Genomic DNA, 11,844 nt, shown 5'->3' on the forward strand with positions numbered 1-11,844 from the left:
TTATTACTTATCATCAGACGAAACCTGATGACTAAAAATCAAATTTATCGTCTTCATCCTTCAAACCCATGTCCGCTAAAATCTCATTGGCGGCAATGGTACCCATGCCGCAGATACCACCACCGGGATGACAGGACGGACCGGTCATATAAAGATTTTTAAAAGGGCCGCGGTAATCGGAATAGTTAGGGAATGGCCGGAAAGAGCCCATTTGTGCCAAGGTACGTTCACCGCCGGTAGTGACGCCTTTATAAAAACACAGGTTGGCGCGTGCTAGGCTGGGCCCACTTTCAACGTATTCGCCAAGAATATTGTCATCACTCATATTAGTGGTGTAATTGCGCAATTGTTTCAATAAAGTGTTACGTATATAACTCGGTGCGATTTCTTCCCAATTTTCTCCGCTGGTAAGGTCAACCGGCACGAAAGTATCCATAATTAAAGTATGTTTTCCCTCAGGGGCGCGTGTTGGATCCATGGTGCTCCATGCTGCCGTCCACAAAAAAGGGTCGGAAGGTGCCAGACCTTGGGCCATTTCACTGTACTGCCGATCAATATCCGCAACATTGCCAAAAATACGCTGAAATGCGGTTTTGTTGATATCGGGATGGCCTTTAAAATTCGGGGCTTCATTTAACGCATAATGCACTCGAGCAATGGTGACATTACCGAACTGAAAGTTCCTCACCATCTTAGTGAAATCATTGGGAAGCTGCCCTTCCTCGAAGCCATGTAAATAGGTTTGATAGGGGTCGAGGGCACTCACCACACCCTGCTTAGCGGTAATTTCCGTGCCATCCTCCAGCCGAAAACCGATACAGGTATCACCTTCAATAATGAATTTACGGACGGTTGCATTGGTTAAAACCTTACTGCCATTGGCTTCTATATAACGCTGCATTGCCACTGAAAGCATGCCACTACCACCCTCTGGAATAGATTGCCCGTAATAGTGAATACTGGGAATCATGACGTAGAAGCCAGCCGCCGTACCGAGCTGATCAGGCAGGGTTTGCGGAGCCATGGCCCAGCCTAAAATAAAGGCACGCACATGCTCGTTTTCAAAATTTTCCAAGGTAAATTGACGTGAGCTCAACTGGTAATCACGTAATCGTTTCAAACCTTCCGGGCTGTTTTCCATAGCCTGGTACATATAGCTTGGCGGTGCTGGTGGGGCGAACATGCCCTTAACCACACCATCCTGAATCTCTCCAAATTCTTCGTAAATCTCTTTATAACGAACGGCATCTTTTTTCGAGTATTCAGCGATGGTGTCACAGGTTTTGTCGACGCTTTTGTAAACAACAATACCCTGACCTTCGTACTTATTTGGGTGACCAGTAATCGCATCCTCTGACCAGATATACTTGAGGCCATGCTTTTCAAATTCGGGTAAAAGCTCTTTAAAATCAGGGTTGAGATGAATCCAGACATGGGATGATCCGAAGGGGTCATGCTTATAGCCGGGCAAAGTCAGTTCGCGGGTTAATACGCCGCCACCGACCCATTCATTGCGCTCGGCGACCAGTACTTTTAGGCCATTTTTTACTAGCAGAGAGGCGCAAATTAGGGCGTTGTGCCCTCCTCCTGCAATAATCACGTCATAATCAGACATCAACTACCTCTAGTATTTTTAGATTTTCGTCTTAATTTTGGGTTTACCAATTCCACATGGTGCCGTCCATTAAACGGTTCACTGGCAGGTATGCGCGTTGGTAAGGGTATTTTGCGGCCAACTCTTCGTTAATATCGACGCCATGCCCTACTGATTCACCTGGGTATAGATAACCGTCTTTAAAGCTGTAGCAATGAGGAAATACCTCATCCGTTTGCTCGGTGTGACGCATGTATTCCTGAATGCCGAAATTGGGTACCCAGGTATCAAAGTGTAATGCGGCCCCCATGCAAATCGGTGATAGGTCGGTGGCGCCATGACAGCCGGTGCGCACTTGATATAACGAAGCGAAATCTGCAATCCGCCTGAGATGGGTGATACCACCGGCATGAACTACCGTAGTGCGGATATAGTCAATTAACTGTTCCTGAATTAGGTTTTTACAATCCCAGATCGTATTGAAGATTTCCCCAACCGCTAAAGGCGTCATCGTGTGCTGTCTGATGAGACGAAAAGCTTCCTGATTTTCGGCTGGTGTGGCATCCTCTAGCCAGAACAGGCGATATTCCTCGAGAGATTTACCCAGCCGAGCGGCTTCGATCGGCGTTAAACGATGATGAACATCGTGTAGTAAATGCGGCTCATACCCAAACTCCTCTCTTAATCGACTAAACAGTTTGGGCACATGATCTAGGTATTTTTCGGTAGACCAGATATTTTCCGTTGGTAGCGCTCCATCTGCTGGCTCATAGTACATTTTGTCCTGTGAGACGCCATAAGTGGATCCCAAACCAGGCACCCCCGTTTGGGCCCGGATAGCCTTATACCCCAACTCAATATACTTGCTCACCTCTTCAGTGGTTTCTCCTATATCAACGCCATTAGCATGGCCGTACACCATAACGCCGTCTCGACTTTTGCCACCTAACAACTGATATAGGGGCATGTTGGCTGCCTTGGCTTTAATATCCCAAAGAGCCGTATCCACGGCAGCGATTGCGCTCATGGTAACTGGGCCTTTACGCCAATAGCAGCCGCGATATAAATACTGCCAGATATCTTCTATCTGCCTTGCATCTCTGCCTAGCAGACAGGGAATAACGTGATCCTTAAGGTAGGAGGCAACAGCCAGCTCACGTCCATTTAGCGTTGCATCGCCAATGCCGTACAAGCCTTCATCGGTAAGAATTTTTAAGGTAATAAAGTTGCGACCGGGGCAGGTCAATATAACTTTTGCATCTACGATTTTCACTTAATTAACCCTTTAATAACAGCAGCTCGACCCACCACGGATAAAAATTATAGGTAAACTGCTTTCTTTTTGAATATATGGGATGATTTTAGTGGAGGATTCAAAAAGTGAAATTTCTTGAAGACCAGCCCACCAAAGGCGCGTAATCATAAACCTGGAGCAATATTATCACTATATTCTAAATAAATTCAATACCTGAAAAGCTCTTTTAATGGGATTATTTAAAAAATAGTCTCTAAAAAATTATGCGGGTTTACGCAAAACTTGAAGTTAAGACCGATTGAATAGGCAAAACCGTATCGGCAAGATTGCTAGAATTGGCGCTTATTTCATGAAACAAATGGCGTCACTCAAAAAGTTACTATATCATTAATCCCATAATTAATTGTCGATACCGTTTTTTACCGACACCTCAAGGATTCGTCATCATGCAGACACAACCAAAACCCAATTCACGCCGACAGGTGCCCTATGTCGTACAGAGTCTGGGTAAGCAAATTATTTCTGGAGACTATGATTCGGGCGATACTCTCCCCATTGAGCCAGAGCTTGCGGCCATACTCGGTGTTGGTCGAAATGCATTGCGCGAAGCGGTTAAAGTGCTTGCTGGCAAAGGTCTTCTGTCAACCGCACCAAGAAGTGGCACTAAAGTCAGACCTCGGGAAGACTGGAACATGCTTGATCCTGATGTATTGTCCTGGTACGCAAGTTGTAAAATCAATTCACCAAAATTCATACTGGATCTTACGGAAATGCGCCGCATTATCGAACCTGAAGCAGCTGAATTGGCTGCCATGCGTGCAGAACGGCACGATATATCGCAAATCATGTCCGCCTACGAAAGTATGGAAAAGAGCGTTAAAGAAAACAACTTTGAAGATTACATGGCTGCCGATATCGGCTTCCACGATGCCATATTAATGGCAACGCATAATGCAGTTTTAGCTAATATGAGAAATGCCATTACGGCTTTTTTAAAGATTAACTTCAGCGTGGTAGCCCACCACCCTTCCGCCGCATCAGACAACCTAGAACGGCATCGCAAAATTGCCTGGGCGATTGCCGCCAGTGATGCCAAAAAAGCACGCACCGTTACGCTTGAGTTATTGGATCAAAATCGTACGATTATTGAAGATGAAATCGCTAAGCAGCCTGAGGATTGATTAAGCTGCAATGGTGACAGCATAGCTCTCTTACGCTGTCTCACCAGGATACCGAAGCCCAATCTGCCTGCGAATTTCATCCATGGTCCGCATGATCGTTAAGCTTTCGTTAAGGGGCATTAAATCACTTTCAATTTTCCCCTGCCTCAAACATCGGTTAACTTCAATAATCTCATGACGATAACCACTACCCGTTTCTGCAAAATCAAACACCTTGTCCGCCTTGCCTTCTTCACTGACAGTTATCTTTGAAGGACAAAAAACAGGAGGATGAAGGTATATTTTTCCTTTGTTGCCAAGTAAGGTTAAATCAGGTGATGCTTTCGCGCGATGAGAAACATAGAGGTTAGCAATCTCTCCTTTTGCATGCGTCAGCAGGACTCCATCATGCTCGTCCACACCGGTTTTCCCGAGTTCTCCGGCGGCCAGAATTTTTGTAGGCGGCCCAAAAATCATCGAAGCCATGGAGACTAAATAAACACCAGCATCTAACAATATTCCACCGCCTAGATCAGGATTGAATAGATAGTAATCCTCATCAAAATCCGGCATATAGGCGCCACCCGCCAGCATGATTTGCACATCCCCGATAACTTGCTGCGACAACAGTTCATTTAGTTTCGTTATGGCAGGTAAGCAACGCGTCCACATCGCTTCCATGAGAAAAAGTTTTTTTTCATTTGCCAGAGATATGACTTCCTGCGCCTGCTGCAGATTAAGCGTAAATGGCTTCTCACACAAAACCGCTTTGCCTGCTTGCAGACAACGGATACTCAGATCTTTGTGCTGCGAATGTGGCGTGGCGATATAAACCACTTCCACTTCATTTCCCGTAATCAGTTTTTCGTAGCCGGCATAGCGCAGCGGAATGCTGAACTGGTCGCCGAACTGTTCAGCAGAGCTTTGCGAGCGCGATGCGATAGCGATGAGCTGAGCATCTTCAACTTCCATTAGCGCCTCCGCAAAATTGTGAGCCATGCCGCCTGTACCCAAAATACCCCAGCGAATGTTGTTGTCTGAAATCATACAATTTAACCTCTACCTGTTACCGAAAAACCGCCATCGACACAAATTGCTTGGCCGGTAATAAAAGAGGCTTCGTCGCTGGCCAGAAAATGGATCGCATTCGCAATTTCCATAGGTTCCGCCGCGCGCCCAAGCAGCGCATACCCCTGGGTCATTTCACGTAGCTGGTCAACTGTAATCCCCCGTTTCGCCATATTATTGATATGAAAATCTGTGATGGTGTTTCCTGGGCATACGGCGTTGACTCTCACTCCCTGGAGGCCATGCGCTACGGCGAGGCTACGAGCCAAAGCCAGCACTCCTGCTTTACTCATATCGTAGATAGCCATTCCCGCCGTACCAACCAAAGCATTAATCGAGGAGTTTATGACGATGGCACCGCTGCCTTGCCGAATCATGCTCGGCAGCACGGCCTTACAGCAATAAGCCACGCCTTTGAGGTTTACCCCCAGAATTTTGTCCCAGTCGGCCTCCTTTGAATCAAGCAAACTGCCGCCTATTTGGACACCGGCATTGGCAACTAACGCATCAATTTGTCGCCACTCGGAAAGCGCCCGCTCAGCCATAGACTCACAGCTTTGCCAACTTGTCACGTCAGTTACATGACTGATCGCTGTGCCGCCTAGTGAGGTGATTTCACGGCAACTATCTTTTGCTGCCGCTTCATCTAAATCAGCAACCAGAACCTGATACCCTGCTTTAGCAAAACGTAAAGCACAGGCCCTGCCAATACCCGACCCTGCACCTGTTATTATCGCAACTTGTTGCTCGCTCACTTCAGTGAGTGCCATAGGTATCATCCCGTTTTATCTTTATGCTGTAGAGGTTGTTAGACATAGTTCGCCTGATGCCAATCAAACAAAATCCCCATTGTCTGATCTCTGTGCCGGTTCGCCAGATCGTAGGCTTGCTCACAATCTATCGGTAGAAACTCATGTGTTATTAAACTGGATAAGGAGAATTGATTGCGCCGCACTAAATTAAAAAACAACTCATCGACACGCCGCTGAGTCCAGCCATCGCGGTCATGACTATCATGGGTCGCCTGAATGGTTAGCCCTTTCACCATGACATCCGAACTCAAACATTGCTCGGCCGGATAGCCACTGTCCCCTAATAGGATCACCTTGCCAAAGCGCCCGGTTGCCGCTAACGCCTGCTTAAATACCTCGGCATTCCCAGTGACATCGACCACCAGAGATGGGCCGTTACCACCATTCAATGCTCTTATCTCTTCAAGCATCTGTGATACTTGCCCTTTAAACAACCGTGTTGCACCACCATTTTCCGCATGCTTTAACCGTTCCTCACAAAGATCAACCACAGCAATCATTTCCACCCCGGATACAGCCGCCCAGCGCACGGCCATCTGCCCTACAGGCCCAGCGCCAATAATCAAAAGCTGTTGACCAAGCTCGAAGCGACCGGCCCATGCAGCGCGAAATGCCGTTTTCGCCAACCCCGCCCAACAGGCGGATTTAAGATCAACGCCTTCTGGTATCAGAGAACAATTGGCGGCAGGAACCACTTGGTGAGAGCCGTGTGCCTTGCGCATATAAATATGGTCACCCGGCTGAAAATCCGAGACATCTTCGCCAACCGCCTGTACTTCAGCAACTGCCTGAACCCCCGTCTTTAGCTGTGGGAAAGAGAACATTTTTGCAAAGTGTGTGTCTGGCGCATATTTTTGCTGAAGGATGATGTTCTCGGTGCCGATGCTCATCAGACTATAGAGAGTGCGAACTCGGATATCTCCTGCCCCCATCGGCGGCAAACTAAAGTCCTCTAAAACAACCTGTCCTTTCTGCGGAAAGATAATACGTTTTGGCATAAACGAAAAACCTCGATAATGTGTTATGGGTGATAATCAATAATGCAAGTACCACCAACTTTCTGCATACTGTTTTCAGTGTATTCATGGAACTCGATAAATATACCGTTGGGGTCGTGGCAGGTTACCATCCAGGCATTATCACCGCCGAGACGCTTTTCAGTTACCTTTACACCCTGCTTTAGAAGGGTTTCGCGCACAGCCGCCACATCCTCAACCTCTATTGCAAAATGCCGGATAATCCCTTCTTCTCTCGGCTTTTTCACCTTGATAATTTCAAAGTAGGTATCGTTACCAAAGTTCAAATACATACCGATCAGTTCATTTTGTTTATTGCGGAATTCAAACTGACGCTTTATCCCAAGATATCCATAAAATGTTTCGGTGGCTTCCAAATTATTCGACTCAATACACAGGTGAGCTAGTCGCACTACCATTTGTTTCTCTCCTCGTTAGAAAATCTATTGGTATTTTATCTACTCGGTAGGGCTGTTTTTACCTTCGCTCCACCAATCAGCATTGGCCGCGCCACGTAAAAACATATCCCTATCCGCATCGCTATGGCCAAATACTGCGCCAATCACCATTTTTGCCACATCATCCGCTGGCCAGCGTAACTGACTACCATCAGAGTTGGCGATTTTTACCAACAAATCCCCGACGATACTTGGCTCCAAAGCATCAGCAATCCGTTCCTGGACCCCTTTTAATTTGGATTCTATTAAAGGTCGGTAAGGCGAGTTTTGTGGGTACCCCTCAGGCAACAGCGCATTTTGAGATAAATTGGGGCTAAAGATATTGGTTGCATATAAGCCACCCTCTACCAACGCCACTTTAATTCCCCAGCGGTCTATCTCGTGACGCAAAGCCTCTGTCGCTCCCTCTAACGCAAATTTGCTGCCCGTATAAGCAACGTCGCCGGCTAGCCCTGCAACACCGGACAGGGAACTGATCATGATAATGTAACCACTGCGTTGCTTGCGCATTTGTGGCAATACCTGTCGGGTTAACAGCATTGGTCCAAAAAAATTCGTCTCCATGACTTCCCGGATTGCATCTTCAGAAAGGTCTTCAAGCGCACCAGCCCGCAGAATACCGGCGTTATTAACCAACACATCAATACCCCCAGTTTTTTCAACGATACTTTGGACTAACGCTGCGAAAGTAGCTGGTTGTGTGACATCCAATGTTTTAATTTGAATATGCAGTTGTTCTTGATCGGAGATTTGTCGAAGCGCTGCTGCTTTGTTTGGGTCGCGTACGGTGGCATAGACCTGGTCACCATTACGTGCAAATGCAAGGGTACTCGCCAGCCCCAACCCGCTGTTACCACCAGTAATTAATATTGTCGCCATAGCCTAATCTCCTGTAGGACACTGATTTAAAAACTTTTTTGCTGTATCTCACCTTTAAATAAGTACAGTCATAGTTAGCAATTTGGCCGTTCCACGGTTTCCACTGAGTTTGTCATCATGGTTTTACTGCGCTATTAATAAATTTCATGCTAAACAAGGCTAACGCTGAACAGATAAGCAAGACTGTTGTTATTGCGGATAAAGTGCTATCGGAAGAATGTGTTGCCAAATAACTAATCAATGATGAACCGGCCGACTGCACGCAAACAAAAAGTGCAGATGCCGCGCCTGCAGCATAAGCAAAGGGAACCAGTGCCTGCCCAACAGACAGGCTAAGTACCATACCGGTACCAAGGCAGGCCAGCACAACCGGTAACAAAATAAGTATCGCTCCTGGAATGGACTTAAAACAGAGCACCCAGAGCATTGACCAACCAGCCAGCGCCACCCATAACCCAATGTAGATTGTTCGCTCGACCCCCAACCGTGGCGCAAGCCATCGCACCAGATAAACGCCGACAGAAATGCTCGCATTAAAGGCGGCCAGAACATAACCATTTGCGCTAGCCGAGAGCTGATAATGCTGTTCGGCAAGGTAGCTGTAATTAGAAATAAATAAAAGCATGGTACCCACGCAAAACATGTTAGCCAGCGCGTGTCTAACAAAGGCTGGATTTGCTAATACCAAGTACCAGTTATTTTTCGGTTGCTGCCTATCTGAGCATCCCCTTTCCGGGCGGGTTTCAGATTGCCACAGAAAACAGCCCAACATCGTAATCCCAGCGGTCAGTGTCATAATCAAAAAACTGCTCCGCCAACTAAAATGGGTAGCCAAATAACCCCCCAAGATGGGCCCTAAAATGGGTACCCAAACCATAATAAGAAACATACCGGAAATCGCTTTGGTCGCTCCCGTGGGTCCATGTATGTCCCTCAGTACTGCGCGTGCAACCACCACTCCGCAAGCGGCACCTATGCCCTGCATCAGCCTGAGAATGGATAACTCAAAAATCCCTGATGAAAGATAGCAGCCGATAGAGGCCGTGCAGTAAACGAATATTCCGGTTAACATCACCCTGCGTCTACCAAGTCGATCTGCAAGCAACCCCCAGAGGAAAGGCGCAAGCCCGTAACCAATAAAAAACAGATAAAGTGTGTTTTGAATCGCTTCCGTCGAAACCGCCAAATCCCGTGTTGCATTTGGCATAGAGGGCGCAAAAAAATCTACCGACAATGGCGCGAATGAGCTGGTTATCGCTAAGACTACGATCAGTGTAAAGCGTTGAAGGTTAGCGGTTTCAGCCATGTTTTGGATAATTCTCAATAATCTTGGGAGTCTCTGAACAACCCCCTAAGTTCTATTAAAGACAAGCATAGAAATGCATACTATTTAGGAATGACGGCACCGGGAAATTGCACAACCATCGCCGCAATTTTTTGAGCACATTCAACGGATTCCTGAAGTCCTTTACCGCTAATTCTGGCGTTTATATAACCGGCATTAAAGGAATCTCCCGCTGCGGTTGTGTCTACCTGTTTAACAATGGTTTTTAACGGCACTTCAATCAGGGTTTGCGTATCAGAGACCATGCATGGTTTTGCGCCATTCTTGACAATCACTTCTTCCACGCCAGTTGCGTGTAGGCGTGCTATCGTATCTTTAGTGGAGCCATCTCCGAAAACAGCTTGCTCATCATCAAAACTGACGGTAGCGACATGGGCAATTTCAGCTAGCCGGGTGATCCAAAAAGCAGCTTCCTGTTTGGAGCCCCAAAGTTTGGGGCGATAATTGGTATCGAAAACTATCAGCACTCCGGATCGCCTTAATTGATCCAGCATGGCGAGTAATAATTCCCTGCTTTCCTTCAGTAGAATAGCGAGAGTAATACCAGACAAATAAATTATATTGTAATGCGCCAGTTGTTCTGCCAAACCGAAGGCGCGAGTGGCCTCCATCAATTTTTGGGCAGCTGTTTCCTTGCGCCAATAAAAAAAACTGCGTTCACCGCTATTGTCGGTACGAACCCAATAAAGCCCTGGTAGCTCGCCGGGGATAACCGTTACCAGTTCCGTGCCAACACCTTCGTCAATCCAAAGTTTGACCATTTGCTGACTAAAATCATCATCTCCGACGGCGGTAACGTAATCGACCTTATGGCCACAATCGTTAAATTCACGCGCCAGATAAACCGCAGTATTGAGCGTATCGCCAGCATAACCGTAGGAAAGCCCAACGCCCTCACGTTCAGTGATTTCAATCATACACTCGCCAATTGCGGCTACGCGTTGAGTACCCGCACCTGGCCAGTTCAGGCTTGATTTTTCAGGCGCCGACCGCAGAGACTCTTTCGAGCTATCTACTATTTTCATTTAATCCATCCGTTCAAAAATCAAATATTTCTATCTTTTTCAGAAAGGTTATTAGTTGCCATCAAGTAAGCATTTTGGTTACTGTTACGCCAATAAATGTGGCGATGACATAGCCAAAAATTCCGCACATTATTGCGGGGGTAACCAAGTCTTTCCAACCACGTGAAGTTGCAATCGCTGCCGTCACTGCAGGCCCGACCAGCGCCGCTCCCGATGCCACAATTGCTTCGGCCAAATCAACTTTAAACAGCCTGGCGACGGTCAATACCAATGCCAGGTGGATGAAAATAATGCACATACCGTAAAAAAACAGATACAGTGCTGAGCCCAAAAAGGATGTTGCATCGGTACTTGCTCCGGCAACAACAAAAAATAGATACATAATCAGCATGCCTAGCTCAAAATCGCCTTCCAGATTTGCCATCATTGTGGGGAATAGGTTGGCTACCAAAATCGTCAGTACGGTAATAAACAAAATACTGTAATGCTCCATCTTCAAGGCCTGCGCGATCAACTGAGCAACCGCACAGATCGCAAAGCTAATGGCCAGAGCACCACAGACGTGAGCCAGTTTTAATCGAACCTCATAACTCTCTCCAGCACTTAAAGGATGATCACCCTCTAGTATTTCATCGCCTAATAAGGCAGAGGGTATTCGATTAGTTATCCAGCGCACCGAAGGAATGGCGAGCAACATCATTAGCGCTAGAATACTCACTACGGCACTGGCACTGAGGGCAACGCTAAACTCATCCGGCGTCATTTCAACCGCTTGGGATACCGCGAGAAAATTCACCATGCCTCCGATCCAGGCGCCAGAATACACACCGGCCACTTTTGGCCCTATATCACCCAATTCAAGCAAGTAAAACCCCAGAACTGCACCGATAACAGTCGCCATGCTGGCAAGGCAAAATGTGATCATCACAACACCGCTTTCTCTAAAGATTTTGCGTAAATCTGCCTTAAAGAGAAGTAAGGGGATCGCTAGAGGAACGAGTGTCCCGCCAACAAAATCATAGGTGGGGGCCTGAAGCGGAATGATGTTTGTATTAGAGAGCGCCATTGCTACCCATAGAATCCAGATAACACCGGAGGTCTTCTTGCCAATGGAGTTGGTATCCATCCAAAAACCAAACCAAGCCAAGGCGAACAGCACGGTCCCAAGTGCTAAAACATTGTCCGATGCTATTATCGACATGTTGCTTTTACTCCCGCTGTTAATACCAAAT

Annotated in this window: 11 protein-coding genes; 1 reads left to right on the top strand and 10 read right to left on the bottom strand. The window is 46.9% G+C overall.

Annotated features, from left to right (window positions below; translation table 11 throughout):
- Positions 1-31: 31 nt before the first annotated feature.
- The gene (locus H6995_07325) at positions 32-1,615 is read right to left on the bottom strand and encodes an NAD(P)/FAD-dependent oxidoreductase (GenBank protein MCP5214801.1); all 1,584 of its coding nucleotides are present in this window, start codon (positions 1,613-1,615) and stop codon (positions 32-34) included.
- Between the two features lie 43 nt (positions 1,616-1,658).
- Positions 1,659-2,867: a D-galactonate dehydratase family protein gene (locus H6995_07330; protein ID MCP5214802.1), complete on the bottom strand. Its 1,209-nt coding sequence runs from the start codon at positions 2,865-2,867 to the stop codon at positions 1,659-1,661.
- A gap of 428 nt (positions 2,868-3,295) precedes the next feature.
- Between H6995_07330 and H6995_07335 the strand changes: the two genes are divergently transcribed.
- Entirely contained in the window at positions 3,296-4,030 is a 735-nt protein-coding gene (locus H6995_07335) for a FadR family transcriptional regulator (protein MCP5214803.1), read from the top strand.
- A 30-nt stretch (positions 4,031-4,060) separates the two neighbouring features.
- Here H6995_07335 and H6995_07340 read toward each other — a convergent pair whose 3' ends face one another.
- The 8 genes from H6995_07340 to H6995_07375 all read right to left on the bottom strand — a co-directional run bounded on the left by H6995_07340 (position 4,061) and on the right by H6995_07375 (position 11,813).
- On the bottom strand, positions 4,061-5,056 hold the full coding sequence (locus H6995_07340; protein MCP5214804.1) for a Gfo/Idh/MocA family oxidoreductase: 996 nt from the start codon (positions 5,054-5,056) through the stop codon (positions 4,061-4,063).
- 5 nt (positions 5,057-5,061) lie between these two features.
- The gene (locus tag H6995_07345; protein MCP5214805.1) at positions 5,062-5,847 is read right to left on the bottom strand and encodes an SDR family oxidoreductase; all 786 of its coding nucleotides are present in this window, start codon (positions 5,845-5,847) and stop codon (positions 5,062-5,064) included.
- Between the two features lie 38 nt (positions 5,848-5,885).
- Positions 5,886-6,887 (bottom strand): zinc-binding alcohol dehydrogenase, encoded by a 1,002-nt coding sequence (locus H6995_07350; protein ID MCP5214806.1) that lies wholly within the window; start codon positions 6,885-6,887, stop codon positions 5,886-5,888.
- A 23-nt stretch (positions 6,888-6,910) separates the two neighbouring features.
- Positions 6,911-7,324 (bottom strand): VOC family protein, encoded by a 414-nt coding sequence (locus tag H6995_07355; protein ID MCP5214807.1) that lies wholly within the window; start codon positions 7,322-7,324, stop codon positions 6,911-6,913.
- A 39-nt stretch (positions 7,325-7,363) separates the two neighbouring features.
- Entirely contained in the window at positions 7,364-8,242 is an 879-nt protein-coding gene (locus H6995_07360) for an SDR family oxidoreductase (protein MCP5214808.1), read from the bottom strand.
- 115 nt (positions 8,243-8,357) lie between these two features.
- Positions 8,358-9,548 (bottom strand): multidrug effflux MFS transporter, encoded by a 1,191-nt coding sequence (locus H6995_07365; protein ID MCP5214809.1) that lies wholly within the window; start codon positions 9,546-9,548, stop codon positions 8,358-8,360.
- A gap of 80 nt (positions 9,549-9,628) precedes the next feature.
- A complete protein-coding gene (locus tag H6995_07370; protein ID MCP5214810.1) occupies positions 9,629-10,612 on the bottom strand; it encodes a sugar kinase in 984 nt (327 codons plus the stop codon).
- A 61-nt stretch (positions 10,613-10,673) separates the two neighbouring features.
- On the bottom strand, positions 10,674-11,813 hold the full coding sequence (locus tag H6995_07375) for a DUF819 family protein (GenBank protein MCP5214811.1): 1,140 nt from the start codon (positions 11,811-11,813) through the stop codon (positions 10,674-10,676).
- Positions 11,814-11,844: the final 31 nt, after the last annotated feature.

The sequence above is a fragment of the Pseudomonadales bacterium genome (assembly GCA_024234615.1).
Taxonomy (GTDB): Bacteria; Pseudomonadota; Gammaproteobacteria; order Pseudomonadales; family IMCC2047; genus JAJFKB01.

What these genes read in the sequence shown, in the direction of transcription:
- H6995_07370 (MCP5214810.1), bottom strand. Translation starts at nt 10,612, where the DNA reads ATGAAAATAGTAGATAGCTCGAAAGAGTCTCTGCGGTCGGCGCCTGAA.
- H6995_07375 (MCP5214811.1), bottom strand. Translation starts at nt 11,813, where the DNA reads ATGTCGATAATAGCATCGGACAATGTTTTAGCACTTGGGACCGTGCTG.
- H6995_07345 (MCP5214805.1), bottom strand. Translation starts at nt 5,847, where the DNA reads ATGGCACTCACTGAAGTGAGCGAGCAACAAGTTGCGATAATAACAGGT.
- H6995_07325 (MCP5214801.1), bottom strand. Translation starts at nt 1,615, where the DNA reads ATGTCTGATTATGACGTGATTATTGCAGGAGGAGGGCACAACGCCCTA.
- H6995_07360 (MCP5214808.1), bottom strand. Translation starts at nt 8,242, where the DNA reads ATGGCGACAATATTAATTACTGGTGGTAACAGCGGGTTGGGGCTGGCG.
- H6995_07355 (MCP5214807.1), bottom strand. Translation starts at nt 7,324, where the DNA reads ATGGTAGTGCGACTAGCTCACCTGTGTATTGAGTCGAATAATTTGGAA.
- H6995_07365 (MCP5214809.1), bottom strand. Translation starts at nt 9,548, where the DNA reads ATGGCTGAAACCGCTAACCTTCAACGCTTTACACTGATCGTAGTCTTA.
- H6995_07350 (MCP5214806.1), bottom strand. Translation starts at nt 6,887, where the DNA reads ATGCCAAAACGTATTATCTTTCCGCAGAAAGGACAGGTTGTTTTAGAG.
- H6995_07335 (MCP5214803.1), top strand. Translation starts at nt 3,296, where the DNA reads ATGCAGACACAACCAAAACCCAATTCACGCCGACAGGTGCCCTATGTC.
- H6995_07340 (MCP5214804.1), bottom strand. Translation starts at nt 5,056, where the DNA reads ATGATTTCAGACAACAACATTCGCTGGGGTATTTTGGGTACAGGCGGC.